Here is a 19,684-nt window from a genome sequence, read left to right as displayed (position 1 = left end):
TTTAAAGATGTGTCGAACAGGGGCATGCATCAGATACTGTGCTATGAAAGATAGACATTGGCGGCAGTTGGTCCTCTCAGACCATTGATCCGGCAAAACTCTACACGTATGCCTGGAGTGAGTACTTCTGATTCGTGGGGGCTTAACGCTGAAATGTGAACCTGAACATCTTTACGACCATCTGAAGGGATGATGAGTCCTTTGCCACTCTTGCAGTCAAAGGTTTTGACAATTCCTGTCATTTTACGAGACAAATAAATTCCTTAATAGATATAACGGGGTGCACTATACGTATCAGGAGAAATAAAGCCAGAACTATTTTTTAGCACTAAGGATATCTGGACGGCTAAAATAAAAGTTGCGTAATCCAGAGCATCATGAGTTAATAGCGTCGTCGGTTTGAATGACAGACAGCATACAAAGTAGTTTACTAAAGCAGTTCTCATCACCAGGTATTTTCAGTAATCCCTTTCTTGAGTCTCCCTACTAAGCACTACGTAGTTTCTGTAATAAAGCCCCTGTTCGCCGAAAGGCTCAAGTTAAGGAATATTTAATATGTCTAATAAAATGACTGGTTTAGTAAAATGGTTTAACGCTGATAAAGGTTTCGGTTTTATCTCTCCGGCTGATGGCTCTAAAGATGTTTTCGTACATTTTTCTGCTATTCAGTCGAATAACTTCCGTACCTTGCTTGAAGGGCAGAAGGTCGAGTTCTCTGTTGAGAATGGCGCTAAAGGCCCGGCTGCTGCTAATGTCGTAGTGGCAGAGTAATAATTCCTGCTTATGCCTTTTGCGACAACGAAGACGGCTTTGTCCTGAGTAGACAAACTGGCAGAAGCACTGGAATTATACATACTTAATTATAAACCCGCTGATAGCGGGTTTTTTGCTATTTGGATTGCAGATAGAATGGATAACCGCTTTTCATCATTATAATTTTGAGCAGCAGTTATCTTAATAGCAAATTACGCGACGAGTTTAGCGTCGGACTGGAATAATTTATTGCAATGGGGGCAAATTAACATTGCACCTTTTTGTACCCGAGAGTGACTGTGTTCTGATTGTGCGGTGCAGTTTGGACAAAGACATTTGACAAGAAAATTACGGCGGGATTTATTATTTTTACGATCTGACATAGGCTCTTCCTGATTTGAGTGGAGGGCCACTATACACGATCAGATGATAAATAGCCCTTTTTACTCACAGAACCCTATAGATAAAAATTAGACAGTAATTGAAAGCGGGAAACCGGCGCCCAAATTAAGAGTTTGCGCAATGAATGGCTCATTGCGCAAACATATCAACGTACTGAACGGATTGCGTTAATCAACCCCTTAACGCCTTTTTCAAGTTTTGAACGTGGACATCCGGCATTCAGGCGAACAAAACCGCGACCTTCTTCTCCGTAGGTATATCCCGGCATGATCGCCACTTTTTCCTGCTGGATAAGTGCATTCTGCAACGCCTGGTCATCAATGTTGAGTGGGCGCAGGTCAATCCAGGCCAGATACGTGGATTGTGGTATCTGCCAGTTCAGTTCAGGGAAGGCGGCATTGAGTTCCCGGGCGATGTAGCGCAAATTACAGGCAAGATAATCCCGCAGTGCGTCGAGCCAGCTTGCACCGTCCTGATAGGCGGCAATATGTGCAGTAAGCGCCAGTACTGCAGGTGAAGAAAGTCCGTCACGGCCTTTCAGTGCACTGAGGTACTCATTGCGACTTTGGGCGTCCTCGATAAGTCCATAAGCGCCGGTTAATGCCGGAATATTAAAACTCTTCGAGCCGGAGGTGAGCAGTGCCCAGTTTCCTCGCGCCACGTTACTCCATGGAATGTGCGGTTGTTCTCCCCATACCATATCCATATGAATCTCGTCGGAAATAACTTTTACACCGTGGCGCTGGCACAGTTCTGCCATGGTTTCCAGTTCATCGCGGGTCCAGACTTTTCCCGTTGGGTTTTGTGGACTACAGAGCAGAAGAATTTTGCTCTCAGCCCGCGCGAGGACGGCCTCCAGTTTTGCCATGTCGCAATACCAACCATTTGCGCATTTCTCCAGCGCAACAGGAAGTACCGCACGCTGGTTTCCTTCAATCGCCTTATAAAACGCATCGTAAGCCGGAGTATGAATAACCACGGCATCACCGGCAGACGACCACTGGCGGATCAGCTCTGACACCATATAGATGACGGAGGGGCCGTAAACCAAAGACTGAGGGTCAATCCTGGTATCGTGGCGGGTAAGAAACCAGTGGCTGATCGCCGCTAAAAACTCATCATTTTTCCAGCGACTGTAGCCCAGCACTCCGTGTGAAAGGCGCTTTGTCAGCGCCTCCAGGATGCAGGGGGCGGTGGTAAAATCCATGTCAGAGATTGTGAATGGCAGCAGATCGGCAGAGCCAAAACGATCGGCGACATAATCCCACTGGGTACACCATGTGCCATGCCTGTCCACAACCTTTGAAAAATCAAACATTTCGTTGTCCTTAAGCCTGTACGGTATTCATCAGAACCGCGATTTCGTCTTTGACTGACTGGACCTGCGGACCAATAACGACCTGAAGGTTATGCTGATTAAGTTGTACTACGCCAATCGCACGATTGTCCTTCAGTGCCTGGACGTTAACAAGCGACATATCTTTTACTGATAAACGCAACCGCGTAATACAGTTATCCAGACTGACGATATTTTCCGCACCGCCCAGCGCTGCCAGAATAGCTGGTACGTTGTAGCCAGATTTACCCGGTGTTCCCGCCATGACTTTTTCGATATTGCTGGCAATTTCAACGTCACGACCCGGTGTTTTCAGATTAAATCGCGTGATCGCAAAGCGGAAGATAATGTAGTACACCGCGAACCAGATGGCCGCCACAACAGGGACCAGATACCATTTGGTGGACAGCCCGTGCAGGATACCGAACACCACAAAGTCAATCAGGTTGCCGTCAGTATTGCCGATGGTTACGCCGAGAATTGCCATTACGGTGAAGCCAAGGCCGGTCAACAGAGCGTGAATAACATACAGGACTGGCGCTACGAACAGGAACAGGAACTCCAGAGGTTCGGTGGTACCACCGATGACGCAGGCGATGAGGCCGGAAATTAATAACCCTTTAATTTTATGACGATTTTCAGGTCGTGCGCAATGGTACATCGCTAATGCAGCTCCTGGTAATCCACCAAGGAACGCCGGCATTTTACCCTGCGACAGGAAGCGAGTTGCGCTTTCAGAGAAGCCCTGCGTTGTCGGGCAGCTCAGCTGCGCCTGGAAAATCGTCAGCGCGCCACTTACGCTATGACCACACACTTCCTGTGTACCACCTGCTTCGGTGAAACGAATGAGTGCCACCAGAATATGATGCAGACCAAAAGGCAACAGCAGACGTTCACCGGTACCAAACAGCATCGGACCAAATTCACCCGCGCTATTGATGATGTGGCCTAGCCCGGTAATACCCATGGCAAAAACAGGCCATATCAGTGGAATTACCAACCCAACCAGTCCCATCACGACCGAGGAGATGATAGGAACAAAACGGGTGCCACCAAAGAATGCCAGCGCATCAGGAAGACGGATATTGTGGAAGCGTTCATGCAGCATCCACACGATGATCCCGGCAATTACCGCCCCCAGGATCCCGGTATCGATCGACTGGATCCCAAGAATATTTTGTACGTTGTTGGCTTTCAGGATCGCCGCATCAGTCGTGGGTAAAATCCCTTTGGCCGTTAACCAAAAGTTGACGGCGAGATTCATTACCGCATAGCCGACAAATCCCGCAAATGCGGCCACGCCTTTATTTTCACGTGCCAGACCGAGGGGGATGGCGATACAAAACATCACTGGCAGGAAGCTAAAAGCGAAAGAGCCGACTTTACTCATCCAGGTAAAAATAGCCTGTAGTACTGGATTACCCAATGCCGGGATCAACGTTAAGACATCATGACTGCTTAACGAGCTGCCGATCCCCAACATGATCCCGCAAAAGGAGAGCAGAGCTACGGGCAGCATAAAGGTTTTGCCCAACTGTTGGAAAAATTCCCATAACGTTATTTTTGGTGTGGTTCTCGTCGTCATCTAACGACTCCTCATGTAAAGCTCGGTGACTAATGATGGCGAGAAGATAAAACGTTTTACCTAATTTTAGTGCGGTATAAATCACATTATCGAATGATAATAGGGCGTATAAATATAACCGATTGATAAAACGTTTTATCTGTCACGTTATCAGGGGGTTTTCCGTTTTTATGGCTATAGCCAAAAAAATCACCATCCATGATGTTGCACTGGCTGCGGGGGTTTCGGTCAGTACAGTCTCATTGGTACTCAGTGGAAAAGGGCGTATCTCATCAGCAACCGGCGAACGGGTAAATGCGGCCATAGAGCAACTGGGTTTTGTACGCAACCGGCAAGCATCAGCACTTCGCGGTGGGCAGAGCGGTGTTATTGGTTTGATTGTTCGCGATCTCTCCACCCCTTTTTATGCTGAACTTACCGCAGGGTTGACCGAAGCGTTAGAAGCTCAGGGACGTATGGTGTTTTTATTGCATGGCGGTAAGGATGGTGAGCAACTGGCGCAGCGCTTTGCAATGTTACTTAATCAAGGCGTTGATGGTGTGGTGATCGCCGGTGCTGCAGGCAGTAGCGATGCGCTTCGATACCTGGCCAATGATAAAGGGATCCCCGTTGTATTTGCTTCCCGCGCCAGCTACCTGGATGATGCAGACACCGTCAGACCTGACAATATGCAGGCAGCACAACTGCTGGTTGAACATCTCATCCATCATGGGCATCAACGGATAGCCTGGTTGGGGGGACAAAGCTCATCGTTGACCCGAGCTGAACGCGTGGGAGGGTATTGTGCAACGCTGCTAAAATTTGGTCTGCCATTTCATAGCGATTGGGTTCTGGAGTGTTCTTCCAGTCAGAAGCAGGCCGCTGAGACCGTTACGGCGCTTTTACGCCATAATCCGACCATCAGCGCGGTGGTTTGTTACAACGAAACCATTGCGGCTGGTGCATGGTTTGGCCTGATGAAAGCAGGGCGTCAGAGCGGCGAAATCGGTGTCGATCGTTACTTTGAGCAACAGGTCTCACTGGCCGCTTTTGCCGATGTGGCGGAAAACGCGCTGGACGATCTCCCTATTACCTGGGCCTGTACGCCCGCGCGTGAGATGGGTTACACCCTTGCTGAACGCGTGCTGCAACGAATTGGACATGATGAAAGTCACTCGCGCAATATGACGCTTTCCGCCCGACTGGTAACGTGCTAAGCATAAAAAAGCCCGATAAACAAAGTTACCGGGCATACGCTGATAGCAGATAAGGATTACTGCTGTGGGGTCGCCGGTGCATCCGGCTCTGAAAGCGTCGGCATACCAAACATGCCAACAAATTCATCCAGCGACATTTTTTGGCCGTTGAGAGTTACCTGACCATTTGCATACTGCAGACTGGAGCCGATAGTGTTGTCCTGCATCGTAGTTACACGGAACATTTGACCCATTGCCGCCAGACCATTGACTTGCTGCCTGGCAAGCCCTGCCGCTTCTTCCTGCTGGTATCCTTCCAGTTTGGCAATCTGTGTCATGAACTCAGTTGCCATATCTACGGGGATAGCAAGCTTAGCGTCCAGTGATTTGACTGAACGATCAACTTCCTGCGCCAGCGTTTGCGGCTCGTCCTGATTTGTCGATGGATCTTTCAGGAACAGTGACAGATTAAAGGCCGTCTCACCTTTGGCATTCTTCCAGCTTAGTGGGGCAATGGTGATAACCGGTTCGCCTTTCATCAGCACTGGCAGGGCGCTAAAGAACGCTTCTGTCACTTTTTGTTGATAAAGTTCAGGATTCTGTACCACATCGATCTGCGCCATCAGCGCCTTGGTTTGCGCGGTATACTGCTGACTGAACTGATGTAACGCCTCACCATCAATCTGGGCCACTTTCAGCGTCAGCTTGCCGCTACCTAAATCCTGACCCTGCAATTTAAGGCTGTTCAGTGTGTAATCCAGCTGGCTGTTGACAGTTTTACCATCGTTAACCAGATCGGATTTACCATCGATGCCCATGCCTTCAAGGACGGCCAGCTCTTTACCTTCAACCGAAATCGACAGCTTATCGAGAGACAATTTTTGATCGCCAATGCGTTCGCCAAAACTGGCTACGCTGCTGGAGCCTTCGGTTGTCAGGTTATTAAAGGTAACTTGTACTTTCTGGTTGTACTCATTGACTGCATTCACCACACCGCTCTGCGCTTCTCCTGTCACAGAGACTGCGTTCCCGTCTTTGTCTGCCGTGAACTGGAATTCTCCGCCGCTAAAGGCCACTTTTTCGTCGCCTTTTTCGTAGTTCAGTGGTTTGAGAGAAAGATCGGAACGGGTGTCGCCGCTATAGCCAATACGGGAATTAATGGTGAAAGGAGATTCCCCTTTAGCGATGTCAAATAGCGGTTTTGTAACGTCGTTATTCACCAGCGTTGTTTTCACTGCCGCCATGGCTGGCATAAGATTCAATGATTTAAGCTGCACCAGCGGGAAGGGGCCGTGATCAACAGATTCATTCAGAACGATAGTTTGCCCAGGTTTCAGCCAGGCATTTTCCTGACCGGCAATAGGTTTCACCACCAGTTGCAACTGGCTGTTAAACACGCCGCGCTGGTAGTTCTGATAACTCAGTTCAATACCGGACTCAGGTGAGTAGCGTTTGATCTGATCATTTGCCTGCGTCACCATCTCGGCGAGATGCGTTTCAAGTTTCTTTCCGGTGTACCAGGCGCCGCCTGTCCAGACGATACCTAACGCAACTACCACACCCGCAGCTACCAGCGATTTTTTCATTTCGATATCCATAAAATAAATCCAGGCGTTTGAAAGCGCCTGGAGGAGTGACATGTCTTTGACTCACTATTAGCTTAGCAAGAGTTGCTAAAAATATCAGTATCTTGCTAGAGCTTGTTGTAAACCCGAGCTAAACGGCCGACGCCGCTGACATTAATCGGTGATTCGTTTGCACTAATAAATGCCGATTCACCCGGTTTCAGTACCAGTCGCTGCTCGCCTTTATGTAGCACGGCCTCTCCCTCGATACAGAACAGGATGGCGGCGCTTTGTTGGCTAATTGCCGCTTCTCCGGCTGACAGTTCATGCAGGGAGAAAGCGAAGTCATCAACCGGGATCGGGAAGTCCAGCTCTCCACCTGTTTTATTTGGGGTCGTTAGCAGTTGGTTTGCCGGTTTAGCTTCAAATTTAACGTTGGCGACCAGTTCAGGAATATCAATATATTTTGGCGTGAGTCCGGCGCGCAGAACGTTATCGGAGTTAGCCATCACCTCGAGCGCAACACCCTGCAGGTAGGCATGGGGCGTTTCAGCAAACAAAAACATAGCTTCGCCAGGATTCAGCTTAACCACGTTGAGCAGCAGAGGAGAGAAGAGACCGCTATCGTCAGGGTAGAAGTCAGCGATTAGGCGAATAGTTTGCCATGGTTCACCCTGTTGGCTGTTAAGCGCAGATTTCAGGACTGCCAGTGCGCGGGATTTCTCTTCGCCCTGCATATTCAGCAAGCTGGCGAAAAGATGGCTCAGACGCTCTGCACCTGGTTCCTGCAGGAAATGTGCAATGGCAGGATGCGCACCAGCGACAGGTTGTAACAATGCCACAATGTCAGAGAACTCGCGGAACGCATTCATGGCCAGGAAGGGCGTCAGGGCAAAAACCAGCTCAGGCTTGTGGTTAGGATCTTTGTAATTACGCTCCGCGGCGTCCATCGGGATCCCTGCGGCGTTTTCTTTAGCAAATCCAATTTCAGAGTTGCGTTTGTTAGGGTGAACCTGAATAGAAAGAGGTTGTGCGGCACAGAGCACTTTAAACAGGAAGGGCAATTCACCAAAGCGCTTCGCCACGGCATCACCTAACACAGCAGATTTATCGTGTTCGATAGCATCACGCAGAGAAATTAACTGACCCTCAGCGCTCTGAACCTGAGAGCTGCTTTTCGGATGGGCGCCCATCCACAGTTCAGCCATCGGCTGGTTTGACGGATTGGCAATGCCATAAAGTTCGGTTAACGCCGTTTTACTTCCCCAGGCGTAGTTCTGCACTGAGTTGATGAGTTTTTGCATTATCAATGCCCTGTTTCAATGTTGAAATTTCTCTGTCCATTAAACCAAGAAAACCGGGGGGAAGTAACCTGCACATGTAAAAAGTCGTCTTTGTCTCAGTTTTTGTTAAAAAATTGTGTAGGATATGGTGACTCGCTTTTAATACCCTGAGCAATTCCGGTTGCAGAAAAGCCACGCCTTCTACAACCCGAGCTGCGACAGGGAAGCAGGGCAACGGAACATCTGCCCAGAGAATAACCAGACCGAGCTGTAAGTGAGAGCACAATGTCAAACAAACCCTTTCATTATCAACATCCTTTTCCCCTCAACAAGGATGATACCGAATACTATCTGCTGACCAGCGACCATGTTTCCGTTGCCGAATTTGAAGGGCAGGAAATCGTAAAAGTTGCGCCTGAAGCGTTAACTCTCCTCGCGCGTCAGGCATTTCATGATGCGTCGTTTATGCTGCGGCCTGCGCATCAGCAGCAAGTCGCTGATATTCTGCGCGACCCGGATGCCAGCGAAAACGACAAATATGTTGCCCTGCAATTCCTGCGCAACTCAGATATTGCGGCAAAAGGTGTTTTGCCGACCTGTCAGGACACCGGGACGGCCATTATCGTTGGTAAAAAAGGTCAGCGTGTCTGGACCGGAGGTGGCGATGAGGCTGCGCTGGCGCGAGGTGTCTATAACACCTATATCGAAGACAACCTGCGCTATTCACAAAATGCTGCGCTGGATATGTACAACGAGGTGAATACCGGGACTAACCTTCCTGCGCAAATCGATCTGTATAGTGTGGATGGTGATGAGTATAAATTCCTGTGCATTGCCAAAGGCGGTGGCTCGGCGAATAAGACCTATCTGTATCAGGAAACCAAAGCGCTTTTAACGCCGGGGAAATTGAAAAATTACCTGGTGGACAAGATGCGTACGCTGGGAACCGCAGCATGTCCACCGTACCACATTGCGTTTGTGATTGGCGGAACTTCCGCAGAAACCACTTTGAAAACCGTCAAGCTGGCTTCTGCGAAATATTATGACGAGTTGCCTACTGAAGGTAATGAGCATGGACAGGCCTTCCGCGACGTTGAACTGGAAAAAGAGTTGCTGATTGAGGCGCAGAATCTGGGGTTAGGCGCGCAGTTTGGCGGGAAATATTTCGCCCATGATATCCGCGTGATCCGTCTGCCGCGTCACGGTGCATCGTGCCCGGTTGGAATGGGCGTCTCCTGTTCGGCTGATCGTAATATTAAAGCCAAGATCAACCGTGAAGGTATCTGGATCGAGAAGCTGGAAAACAACCCAGGCAAATACATCCCGGAAGAGCTGCGTCAGGCAGGCGAGGGCGAAGCCGTACGTGTGGACCTTAACCGCCCGATGAAAGAGATCCTGGCCCAGTTGTCGCAGTATCCTGTTTCCACCCGTCTGTCGCTCAATGGTACGATCATTGTCGGGCGTGATATTGCGCATGCAAAACTGAAAGAACGTATGGATAACGGCGAGAGTTTGCCGCAGTATGTAAAAGATCACCCTATTTATTACGCTGGCCCGGCCAAAACGCCGGAAGGTTATGCTTCGGGCTCGCTGGGTCCAACCACTGCTGGTCGTATGGACTCATATGTTGACCAGCTTCAGTCCGAAGGCGGGAGTATGATTATGCTGGCAAAAGGAAACCGTAGTCAGCAGGTCACAGATGCCTGTCATAAACATGGCGGCTTCTACCTGGGCAGTATTGGCGGTCCCGCAGCGGTGCTGGCACAGGGCAGTATCAAAAGTCTGGAATGTGTGGAATATCCGGAACTGGGGATGGAAGCCATCTGGAAAATTGAAGTGGAGGATTTCCCGGCGTTTATCCTTGTGGATGACAAAGGTAATGATTTCTTCCAGCAGATTCAGACGTCGCAGTGCGCACGCTGCGTTAAGTAACGTCAGCCGCCCTTCGGGGCGGTTTTTTTTACCGCACGAACCACCAAACGACAGCTTTATCCTCGTTAATACTCATAAGACCAATGGCAAGTGGGCAATGTCGAAACATAACCTAATCAATAGATAATATAAGGAGCAGGTAATGGTAACGGTACGCCGCGAAAATGATTCAATGGGTGCGATAGATGTTCCGGCTGATAAACTCTGGGGGGCGCAAACCCAACGATCGCTGGAACATTTTCGCATCTCAACGGAGAAAATGCCGGTCTCGCTGATCCATGCACTGGCGCTGACTAAACGCGCCGCTGCGAAGGTTAATCAGGATTTGGGACTGTTGGCGGCAGACAAAGCGAACGCCATCATGCAGGCGGCGGATGAGGTGTTAGCGGATAAGCATCGTGATGAGTTTCCGCTGGCTATCTGGCAGACCGGTTCCGGTACGCAAAGCAATATGAACATGAACGAAGTGCTGGCAAATAGAGCCAGTGAATTGCTGGGCGGCGTACGGGGTATGGAGCGTAAAATACATCCAAATGACGACGTGAATAAAAGCCAAAGTTCTAACGACGTCTTTCCCACGGCGATGCACGTTGCCGCGCTGCTGGCTCTGCGTGAGCACCTTATCCCGCAACTGAATGTGTTAACCACCACGCTGCGAGAAAAATCGCATGCTTTTGCTGATATCGTAAAAATCGGACGAACCCATCTGCAGGATGCCACGCCGCTGACGCTGGGCCAGGAGATCTCAGGCTGGGTCGCGATGTTAGAACATAACCTGAGGCATATCGAATACAGCTTACCGCACGTTGCTGAACTGGCGTTGGGTGGTACTGCGGTCGGCACCGGGCTGAATACCCATCCTGAATATGCCGTGCGTGTCGCGGATGAACTGGCGGCGCTAACCTCCGCACCGTTTGTTACCGCGCCGAATAAATTCGAGGCGTTAGCTACTTGCGATGCGCTGGTACATGCTCATGGGGCGCTAAAAGGACTGGCTGCGTCGCTGATGAAAATCGCTAATGATGTGCGCTGGCTGGCATCCGGCCCACGCTGTGGTATTGGCGAGATATCAATTCCTGAAAATGAGCCGGGTAGTTCTATTATGCCGGGTAAAGTTAATCCGACTCAGTGTGAAGCGCTGACTATGCTGTGCTGTCAGGTAATGGGTAATGATGTCGCGGTTAATATTGGTGGGGCGTCAGGTAATTTTGAGCTGAATGTCTATCGTCCGATGGTTATTCATAACTTCCTGCAATCAGTTCGCCTGCTGGCAGATGGTATGGAAAGTTTCAACGAGCACTGTGCTACCGGGATTGAACCGAATCGCGAGCGAATTGATCAGTTACTCAATGAATCGCTCATGCTGGTTACCGCGCTCAATACTCATATTGGTTACGATAAAGCCGCAGAGATTGCCAAGAAGGCCCACAAAGAAGGACTGACCTTAAAAGCGTCCGCCCTGGCGCTGGGGTATCTTACCGAAGCCGAGTTTGACAGTTGGGTACGTCCGGAACTGATGGTCGGTAGCATGCGACCAGGACGTTAATCCGCAACATACAGGTGCAGCCGGGGGATAATGAGTCTTAACGGCTGTGCCTGAGGTTTAAAGCGGTGCTGCACGTTTTCAGCATCGTAATTCAGCAGTTCACCGATATCAGGCACACTCATACCATTGTCGCTATTAATCAGTGCAATCAGCGGAGTCGGGCAAGCATATTGCACCTGTTTTTGCTGTCCTTTGTACCAAACGCGGGCAATGGGCTGGACTTTTACCGGTCTTTTGATCTTCAGTTTGGCCTGCTGTGGCAGTGCAGCGATATCCTGATATTCACGCTCCAGTCTGGCCTGCCATTCTTCACGCGTCCAGGGATGCACGCTGCGTGGTGAGTTTAGGCTCTTTTCCAGTTGTTCCAGCATCTCATCACGTTTCAGGTTTTTAATGATGTGTTTGTTCGCCCAGCCAAATCGCAGGGTAGCCGGTTCCCTGACAACGGTTAGCGTGCGATAAGCGTTTAGCGTAATCAGGCCGGGTAAGTGTCGATGTACCCATTCGAAACGTGCTGCCGGAGCCAGCCCGGAATCCACTGTCACAATGCGTTCAAACGTTGTTTTCAACTGGTTAATGCGTTGTATTTGCTCTTCAAGTGCGGTCTGTACGCTGTTATTGACCTGGTAGCACAACACGCCAGGCAGGCGAACGGCCGCTTTGCTGCTGCGGTTCTCAGATTGCTGCTGAATAAACAGGTGGCGGAAGTGGCGTAGCGCCAGCATTTCAGCCTCTTTGCCCAAATGCTGCTTAACATCAATGCTCTCCAGCGGGGCATGTTCTGCCTCTTTTGCCACTTCTGGCAGAGAAAACACGCGCGCAATCAGCAGCGTTCGCTGCTGCAAATTTTCAGTCAGTTGCGCCAGTTCCTGTTCCATCTGGCGAAAGGTGCCGTTCAGTCGTTCGACGAGATCGTAACGAGTCATAGGGTTACCATTTTAGTTACAACATACTTTTTTATAGCACAATGTTTAGCACCTGACCACCGAGCTGTATAGGTCAGGCAGCGGAAAATTCGGGAATGTTATGCCAGACGGGCCAGCTAAAAGTGAATCTGGCTCCGCCCAGCTCGCTTTCGTCACAGACTACAGTACCGCCCATTGCCAGCGCGATGGAGTGCACGATAGCTAAACCCAGCCCGCAGCCACCGGTGGCGCGGTCGCGGCTGGGATCAAGGCGAACAAACGGTTCAAAAATTTGCTCGCGGGCGTTGGGTTCGATACCCGGACCGTCATCTTCGACAACCAGTGTTGCCTGATTTCCGTGCAGCAGCAGGCTGGCTTGTACCGTAGACTGGCAATAGCGCAGGGCATTATTTAGCAAGTTATCCAGTACGCGCTCCATCAGACGCATATCCAGTGCGCCGTAATCACCGGTTATAAGATGACGCAAACGCACCGAACGCTCAGGGGTGACGCTTTGTACATCTTCCAGATGGGTTACCAGCCAAACGGGCAGGTCCGGTACACTGAGCTTTAGCTCATTCTGCGGGCGATCCAGTCTGGCGTAAGTGAGTAATTCTTCAATTAGCGCTTCCAGTTGGCCAATATCGCGGTTCAGAGCCTGAGACTCTTGCTCGGTGAGGTTATCACTCATCTCCAGTCGGTAACGTAATCGCACCAGGGGGGTACGAAGTTCATGGGCAATACCATCGATAAGCTGCTTTTTGCTGGCGATCAGCGCATTGATATTGTCCGCCATCTGATTAAACGCCACGCCCAGCCGTTCAAAACTGGATCCGCTGTCAAAGTGCAGTCGCTCACTCAGATGTCCTTCTCCAAAACGCTGCGCGGCGGCTTCCAGTCTAAGCATCTCCTGCCAGTGTGGGCGCATCCAGATTAGCACCGGGAAGGCGAGGGAGATGGCAATAAACGCCATTAGCGCGACATCCAGCAGGCGCATTTGATGCAGAAAATAGAGATAGGGAACCGGACCTACGGCCAGCACGTAATGGCTGCGGGGAATACGCTGAATAAATGTGTACTGATCGTCGAGTGCAACGATATCGCCTTCGCGCAGCCGCTGCATGGTCGGAGCATCCAGATGGTATTTATTCAGTGGCTCAACGCGGAGATCAAACGAGAGGTTCAAATCCATCTCCTTCAGCGTTTTCCCCCAGTCGCGTGGGGGAATTTCACGTAATTCGCTGCGCATCAGATACAACGAGCTTTTCATCAAATCATCAAGTGACTGTCTGCCAGCGCGCTCTGCGGTAAATTTGTACACCAGCCCGACCAATAAGGTCATGACCAGAAAGCAGACGAACAGCAAGAGGTAAAACTGCACAAACAGCTTCTTCATAAAAATTCACCGGATACTTAACATGGTAGCGATGCGTTTTAGCTATGGAGGCGTTTTTCGGTTCAGAACTGCTCTCCGTTTACCATCACGCGCACTTATCCTGGCAGAGTACAGTTATACTGCTGCAAAAGAAACTCGCTAAACGTTCTTACCCGGCAACCAAAAATGTTGGAAATAACACATGTTCAGTAACTATCTCAGTCGCTGGGGACTTATTCCTGATGGCGTTCCTGTCATAACTCATACGTCGCAGCTTTTACCGGTAATGATGCGTAAAGATCACCAAAAAGCGATCCTAAAAATCACGAATGATGATAGTGAGCGTCGAGGTTGCGAGCTAATGGCCTGGTGGAACGGGCGGGGAGCAGCGAACGTGCTGGCTCATGAGGATGGGGCAATACTCTTAGAGCGGGCGACAGGGGTTGGCTCTTTATCTACCCTGTCGATCACAGGACAGGATGAGCAAGCATGTCGCATAATCTGCCACACGGCAAGGCAGCTCCATGTACCGCCAAATGCATCTTTGCCAACGCTAATTCCACTGCATCACTGGTTTCATGATCTTGCGCCTGCTGCACAAATTCATGGCGGTATCATGATGCGTTGCGCAGAGTTGGCAAAATCATTGTTCTCCAGTCCTCGCGAGGTTGTAGTTCTTCACGGTGATTTGCACCACAACAATGTTCTTGATTTTGGTGTTTCAGGATGGCTGGCAATTGATCCCAAAGGATTAATCGGTGAGCGTGGGTTTGATTATGCCAATATTTTCACTAATCCCGATCTTGCGGATACCACAATGTCAGTTGCTATTGAACCTGAAACATTCGTACAACGCGTAGACGTTGTCTCTGAGGTTGCCGAACTTGAACGTGAACGACTCCTGATGTGGATAGCGGCATGGTGCGGACTGTCTTCCGCATGGTTTCTGGAAGAGGGTGATAATGCGGCTATAACCCTGCGGGTGGCTGAGTTAGCCATAGCTGAACTTGAGCATGGCTAGCATCAACTTTGATCTACAGCACTGGTTGGTAATTTTTAAACGTTATCATTAGGCTGGTAAATGTTTTATTAATCAACCAGAGAACAGCGGTTCAGTTGTGTCTTTGACTACAAAATTAATTTGGCGGAAATAGTGAATTTGTTGTTTTCCTTCCTTAAAAAACGCCCACACATTATTCTGCTGGTGACTCTTCTGGTCGGTGCAAATGTTGTGGCCTGGCTCTGGGCGTTCACTGCGTTTAGCAATAACACTTCACTACTGGCGCTATGTCTTATCGCATGGTGTTATGGGCTGCGCCACGCTGTTGACGCCGATCACATTGCCGCCATCGACAGTGCGACACGAAAACTTATTCAGCAGAAAAAACGCGCGCTGACCACCGGGGCTTGGTTTTCATTGGGGCATTCCACCATTGTGGTGCTGGCCAGCATTGGTATCGCCCTGACTACCAGTGCATTTAAACAGCATATGCTATGGTTGCAAAATGTCGGGGGAGTTATAGGGACCGCAGTTTCTGCCGCATTTTTGCTTATTCTGGCTACCATCAATCTCATCATTTTTTGTCAGGTATGGAAGGCATTTCGTCACCTGAAAAAGACGGGTATCTATGCTGGTTCCACTGAAGATGTCACCGTTGCTGGTCCGCTGAGCTGGATCTTCCGCCCGGCATTCAGACTGGTGGGCAAAGACTGGCATATGTACTTTGTCGGTTTCTTATTTGGTCTGGGTTTTGATACTGCTACGGAAATTTCGCTGTTAGGTATTTCTGCTTCAAGCGCTTCGAGTGGTATGTCCATCTGGTCAATCCTGATATTTCCGGCGCTCTTCACCTGTGGAATGGCGTTGATTGATTGCCTTGACAGTATGTTGATGGTCGAAGCCTATGGCTGGGCGTTTAATAAGCCGCAACGAAAACTCTATTACAATATGACCATCACCGGGACATCAGTAATTGTTGCTGTATTTATCGGTGGGCTGGAAGCTCTGGGTCTGTTGTCAGAGGTATTTTCACTGCAGGGCGGTTTATGGGACACAGTAGGCCGCCTGAGTGAACATATGGGGAATGTTGGGTTCGTTATTATCGGCGTATTTATTACCTGTTGGATTATCTCTGCATTGAATTATCGCTGGAAAAAATACGACGGGTTGACGTTCAGTTGAAATATTAAAGCCTTTCTGTGGACAGAAAGGCTTTTGTCTGCAGAGCAATTAACGGGTTTATTGAGGACGATTAATTCGCATTGACCCGTTGCTGTGCAGGCGACTCCTTATTCAAAATACGGTTTGCCAGTACCCCAGACATCATCGAGCCATTAACGTTTAATGCCGTCCTTGCCATATCGACAATGGGTTCAATGGCAATGAAAATACCCACCAGTGCGACCGGAAAATTGAGTGTTGAAAGGACGATCAGTGCGGCAAATGTGCCACCGCCACCGACACCAGCAACCCCAATCGATCCCAGCGCAATCGCCGGTAGCATGGCAAGGAGAAAGTGAATTGAAAGCGGATCGATGCCCATCGTCGGGGCAATCATTGCTACCATAATCGCGGGGTAGATCCCGGCGCAGCCATTTTGCCCCATACTGGAGCCAAATGAAGCAGCGATATTGGCAATGGTATTTTGAACGCCAAACTTTTCCTGCGCTGTAATAGCCAGCGGAATCGATGCCGCGCTGCTGCGCGAAACAAACGCAAAGGTTAATACCGGCCAGACAGTTTTAAAATAGCGAATGGGATTGTTACCACTCAGTACCAGTATCAGTGCGTGAACGAAAAACATCATCAGTATCGCGATGTAACAGGCACCAATAAATCCCAGCAGACTGGCAAATTGCTCTAAGCGATAAGCGGAGAAGACTCCGGCCATTAATGCCATCACGCCATATGGGGTCAGCGCAATAACTATCCGCACCATTTTCATGACCCAAATCTGGATGGCATTGATCCCTGCGCTTAATTTTTCACCTTCTTCTGGCGCGTCCTGTTTGACTTTTAATAATGCCACGCCGGCGAGGAGAGTGAAGATAACAATACCAATAACTGAAACACTTCTGGCCCCCGTAAGGTCGAGGAAAATATTGGTGGGAATTAAAGAAGTGACCAGTTTAGGCAGCGAAATGGCCGCTGTTTTACTCACATCGGCATCCGTCAGCGTAGACTGCATATGACCGAAAGCACTGGCATCCAAACCTAAAACATGCGCCGTCAGTAGCCCAATAAACCCGGCAATCATCACCAGACATAACATGCATCCGACGATAGTTAGCGACATTTTGCCAATGCCAGCACTGTTTTCGAGGTTGTTAATAGCAGAGAGAATAGAGATAAATATCAGAGGGACCGCAACCAGTTTCAGTAAATTTACGTAACCGTTGCCGATGATATTATACCAGTCGATAACCATTTTACTGCGGTCAGGAGTTATAAGATGCAGGGACAAGCCTATAATGGCACCCAAAAAAATGGCAATGAAAACACTTTTTGACAGGGAATTACTTTTTTGATTGATTCTGAATATTGCCCATGAACAAACCAAAAAAAACGCGATATACGCGAGTGTAACGAACATATTGTAGCCTCTTGCCTCATTCAGCACCTGAAATGCCGGAAAGAGTTTTGATTTCTGAAATAAACCTACGAACCCTAAGGGTTCAGGACCGGGACGGATTATAGGGAGAGAGAATGCCTGGGGCCACACAAAAAGTGTGGTTCTGACTCAGGTGTGGTTCTTATGCTTATCCAGCATACAATTTGTGTGACAGTGTCACTTTGATGGGCTGTATTAAAGACAATAATATGTCTGAAAGCAGGGGGATTTCACCAGACCGGTTGAATCAACCAGCCTGGCGAGAACAGTTTATTTGCGCTGTTCGTCATCCCAGGCATGCGGGGCGAACAGGTAACCTTTATTGCGGATGGTTTTGATACGGTACGGTTCCGTGGCGTTATCGAGCAGCTTTTTACGCAGCCGGGAAATCGCCACATCCACACTACGGTCAAGTCCGTCATAACTCACGCCGCGCAGATTCTTCAATAACGCATCGCGATCCATAATTTGTCCCGCGTGTGTAGCCAGTTCCCAGAGTAACTCGAAATCAGCGGTCGAGAGGGCGACTTGTTCTCCAGCGAGCAGTACGGAGCGGTTGGTAGGGTCGATAGTTAGTGTGCCAAAGCGCAGTGTGGTATGCGGCGTAATCGTGGCTGCCTGAATTCCTTTTGATTGTGCTGAATGTTCATTCTGACGTAAATGCAGACGCAGGCGAGCCAGTAGCACTGCCGGAGGCGTCGTTTTCAGTATGTAGTCGCAGGCGCCCATTTCAAGCGCCAGAATATGGTTCATGTCGCTGTCCAGCGATGTCAGAAGGACTATTGGACCTTGCCAACGGCTGCGTAAATCGCGGCAGATAGTCATTCCGTCTTTACCCGGAAGCATAATATCTAACAACACCAAATCGGGTTGAACTTGCAGGATCTTCTCTTCGGCTAGATCACCACGAGGCTCAACAATAACCTCAATGTCATGCCGGGCCAGATAGGCGGCAATCAGCGAGCCTACCTCGGGATCATCTTCAACAAATACGATGGTGTTCATATCATTCATTTTGAATATAAAACGCCAACATACACCGCCCCCGTTTTTCCTTCCATTAATCTTTTCTAAACGAGAACGCTTCCGTTATGCTAGAGGCTGATGTTGTCAATGTGTTAAGGCTAAGTGATGGGGCTCGTTATAAAAGCGGCGCTGGGTGCGCTGGTCGTGGTGTTGATTGGTTTGCTGGCTAAAACAAAGAATTACTATATCGCGGGATTAATTCCTTTGTTCCCGACATTTGCGCTGATCGCTCATTATATTGTGGCCAGTGAGCGTGGAATTGAAGCGTTACGTACCACCATTGTGTTCAGCATGTGGTCGATTATTCCCTATTTTGTCTATCTCATTTCGCTTTGGTACTTCACCGGTTTTATGCGCTTACCCGTTGCGCTCGGCGGGGCAGTTGTATGCTGGAGCCTGAGCGCGTGGTTACTGATTTTCTGTTGGATAAAACTGCACTAACGCAGATGACGACCGCCATCAACGGCGAAGCTACGGCCCGTGACAAAACAGCTGGTCAACAGATAGTCTATTAAATCAATGACCTCTTTTTCACCTGGAGCTGTTTTCATCAACGATTTGTTCAGCGCCTGTTGGCGATACTCGGCATCATCACCCTCGTTAAACAGGATCAGTGAGGGGGCGATAGCGTTAACTTTTACCTCTGGTGCCAGTTTTCGGGCGAATGAACGGGTCATATTGTCCAGTGCAGCCTTACTGGCTGCATAGGCAATATGCTTGTCGCTGCCACGCTCCACGACGTAATCCGTAAAGTGGATAATGTCGCTGGCTGCGTGTCCGTGACCGCGAAGGCAACCTTCCAGCGCGTGGTTAAGCAGGTAGGGGGTATTGACGTGGATCTGCATCATGCTGGACAACACTTCAGACAGCGGGGTGCCTGGTTTTTCTGCTATCCAGGCGCTGGCGTTATGCACGATAGCGCGTAACCCATTTGTGCGTGTTTTGACCTCGTCTGCAAAAGTCAGTACACCTGCATCGGTTGAGAAATCAGCCTGGATACACAATGCGCCGGCGTCACGTAGGCCATCAATGGCCGGATAATGCGTTCGATAGCTGACGATTACTGGCTGTTTTTGATTCAGAAAATGCCATGCGATAGCGAGGCCGATGCGACGACCTCCGCCGGTGATAAGAATTGGTAAAGGGGGCTTATTACCCATCGTAATCTCCATTTGCATCAAACGATGGGA

General features: G+C 49.5%; 18 protein-coding genes. 7 read left to right on the top strand and 11 right to left on the bottom strand.

Annotated elements, in window-relative coordinates:
- Positions 1-41 precede the first annotated feature (41 nt).
- Positions 42-254: a cold shock-like protein CspH gene (cspH, locus tag OGY01_RS23405; RefSeq protein ID WP_071828923.1), complete on the bottom strand. Its 213-nt coding sequence runs from the start codon at positions 252-254 to the stop codon at positions 42-44.
- 301 nt (positions 255-555) lie between these two features.
- On the opposite strand from cspH, the gene cspG reads away from it, so the two are divergent.
- Positions 556-771, top strand: coding sequence for a cold shock protein CspG (gene cspG, locus OGY01_RS23400; RefSeq protein ID WP_045442583.1), 216 nt, complete (start codon positions 556-558; stop codon positions 769-771).
- A gap of 194 nt (positions 772-965) precedes the next feature.
- Here the strand turns inward: cspG and OGY01_RS23395 are convergent, their stop codons facing one another.
- From OGY01_RS23395 to malX, 3 genes are all read right to left on the bottom strand, one after another.
- The gene (locus tag OGY01_RS23395) at positions 966-1,136 is read right to left on the bottom strand and encodes a YnfU family zinc-binding protein (protein ID WP_223306988.1); all 171 of its coding nucleotides are present in this window, start codon (positions 1,134-1,136) and stop codon (positions 966-968) included.
- Positions 1,137-1,300: 164 nt separating this feature from the next.
- Positions 1,301-2,473 carry a MalY/PatB family protein gene (locus tag OGY01_RS23390; RefSeq protein WP_286493835.1) on the bottom strand — a complete coding sequence of 391 codons (1,173 nt, stop codon included), beginning with the start codon at positions 2,471-2,473 and terminating at the stop codon, positions 1,301-1,303.
- A gap of 10 nt (positions 2,474-2,483) precedes the next feature.
- Entirely contained in the window at positions 2,484-4,076 is a 1,593-nt protein-coding gene (gene malX / locus OGY01_RS23385) for a maltose/glucose-specific PTS transporter subunit IIBC (RefSeq protein WP_045442589.1), read from the bottom strand.
- Between the two features lie 170 nt (positions 4,077-4,246).
- Here malX and OGY01_RS23380 point away from each other — a divergent pair, with 170 nt between their 5' ends.
- Positions 4,247-5,272, top strand: a complete 1,026-nt coding sequence (locus OGY01_RS23380; RefSeq protein WP_045442599.1) for a Mal regulon transcriptional regulator MalI — start codon at positions 4,247-4,249, stop codon at positions 5,270-5,272.
- A 56-nt stretch (positions 5,273-5,328) separates the two neighbouring features.
- Here OGY01_RS23380 and OGY01_RS23375 read toward each other — a convergent pair whose 3' ends face one another.
- Both OGY01_RS23375 and manA read right to left on the bottom strand, forming a co-directional pair.
- Positions 5,329-6,837: a YdgA family protein gene (locus OGY01_RS23375; protein WP_286493855.1), complete on the bottom strand. Its 1,509-nt coding sequence runs from the start codon at positions 6,835-6,837 to the stop codon at positions 5,329-5,331.
- 107 nt (positions 6,838-6,944) lie between these two features.
- Positions 6,945-8,120: a mannose-6-phosphate isomerase gene (gene manA, locus OGY01_RS23370; protein WP_045442602.1), complete on the bottom strand. Its 1,176-nt coding sequence runs from the start codon at positions 8,118-8,120 to the stop codon at positions 6,945-6,947.
- Between the two features lie 264 nt (positions 8,121-8,384).
- On the opposite strand from manA, the gene fumB reads away from it, so the two are divergent.
- Both fumB and fumC read left to right on the top strand, forming a co-directional pair.
- Positions 8,385-10,031: a class I fumarate hydratase gene (gene fumB / locus OGY01_RS23365; protein ID WP_286493833.1), complete on the top strand. Its 1,647-nt coding sequence runs from the start codon at positions 8,385-8,387 to the stop codon at positions 10,029-10,031.
- Positions 10,032-10,173: 142 nt separating this feature from the next.
- Positions 10,174-11,577 carry a class II fumarate hydratase gene (gene fumC, locus OGY01_RS23360; protein WP_048221503.1) on the top strand — a complete coding sequence of 468 codons (1,404 nt, stop codon included), beginning with the start codon at positions 10,174-10,176 and terminating at the stop codon, positions 11,575-11,577.
- Here the strand turns inward: fumC and tus are convergent.
- Both tus and rstB read right to left on the bottom strand, forming a co-directional pair.
- Complete coding sequence (gene tus / locus OGY01_RS23355) at positions 11,574-12,503, bottom strand: DNA replication terminus site-binding protein (RefSeq protein WP_286493831.1); 930 nt, start codon at positions 12,501-12,503, stop codon at positions 11,574-11,576. The two genes, fumC and tus, sit on opposite strands and share 4 nt — an antisense overlap.
- A 73-nt stretch (positions 12,504-12,576) precedes the next feature.
- Positions 12,577-13,878, bottom strand: a complete 1,302-nt coding sequence (gene rstB, locus OGY01_RS23350; RefSeq protein ID WP_045442610.1) for a two-component system sensor histidine kinase RstB — start codon at positions 13,876-13,878, stop codon at positions 12,577-12,579.
- A 181-nt stretch (positions 13,879-14,059) separates the two neighbouring features.
- Between rstB and OGY01_RS23345 the strand changes: the two genes are divergently transcribed.
- Both OGY01_RS23345 and OGY01_RS23340 read left to right on the top strand, forming a co-directional pair.
- The gene (locus OGY01_RS23345) at positions 14,060-14,878 is read left to right on the top strand and encodes an aminoglycoside phosphotransferase family protein (protein WP_286493829.1); all 819 of its coding nucleotides are present in this window, start codon (positions 14,060-14,062) and stop codon (positions 14,876-14,878) included.
- Positions 14,879-15,010: 132 nt separating this feature from the next.
- Complete coding sequence (locus OGY01_RS23340) at positions 15,011-16,039, top strand: HoxN/HupN/NixA family nickel/cobalt transporter (RefSeq protein ID WP_286493827.1); 1,029 nt, start codon at positions 15,011-15,013, stop codon at positions 16,037-16,039.
- A gap of 70 nt (positions 16,040-16,109) precedes the next feature.
- Here OGY01_RS23340 and OGY01_RS23335 read toward each other — a convergent pair whose 3' ends face one another.
- Together OGY01_RS23335 and rstA are read right to left on the bottom strand one after the other, a co-directional pair.
- Entirely contained in the window at positions 16,110-17,450 is a 1,341-nt protein-coding gene (locus OGY01_RS23335; RefSeq protein ID WP_286493825.1) for a cation:dicarboxylate symporter family transporter, read from the bottom strand.
- 288 nt (positions 17,451-17,738) lie between these two features.
- Positions 17,739-18,473, bottom strand: a complete 735-nt coding sequence (rstA, locus tag OGY01_RS23330) for a two-component system response regulator RstA (protein ID WP_286493823.1) — start codon at positions 18,471-18,473, stop codon at positions 17,739-17,741.
- A 126-nt stretch (positions 18,474-18,599) separates the two neighbouring features.
- Between rstA and OGY01_RS23325 the strand changes: the two genes are divergently transcribed.
- Positions 18,600-18,935: a GlpM family protein gene (locus tag OGY01_RS23325; protein ID WP_045442622.1), complete on the top strand. Its 336-nt coding sequence runs from the start codon at positions 18,600-18,602 to the stop codon at positions 18,933-18,935.
- On the opposite strand, the gene folM is transcribed toward OGY01_RS23325, so the two are convergent.
- Positions 18,932-19,654 carry a dihydromonapterin reductase gene (gene folM / locus OGY01_RS23320; protein WP_045442625.1) on the bottom strand — a complete coding sequence of 241 codons (723 nt, stop codon included), beginning with the start codon at positions 19,652-19,654 and terminating at the stop codon, positions 18,932-18,934. The two genes, OGY01_RS23325 and folM, sit on opposite strands and share 4 nt — an antisense overlap.
- Positions 19,655-19,684 lie beyond the last annotated feature (30 nt).

It is taken from the genome of Citrobacter sp. Cm038, from assembly GCF_030333105.1.
Lineage (GTDB): Bacteria > Pseudomonadota > Gammaproteobacteria > Enterobacterales > Enterobacteriaceae > Citrobacter > Citrobacter murliniae.
Note: the sequence above shows the minus strand (reverse complement) of the source record. Positions and strands in the feature narration are given on the sequence as shown.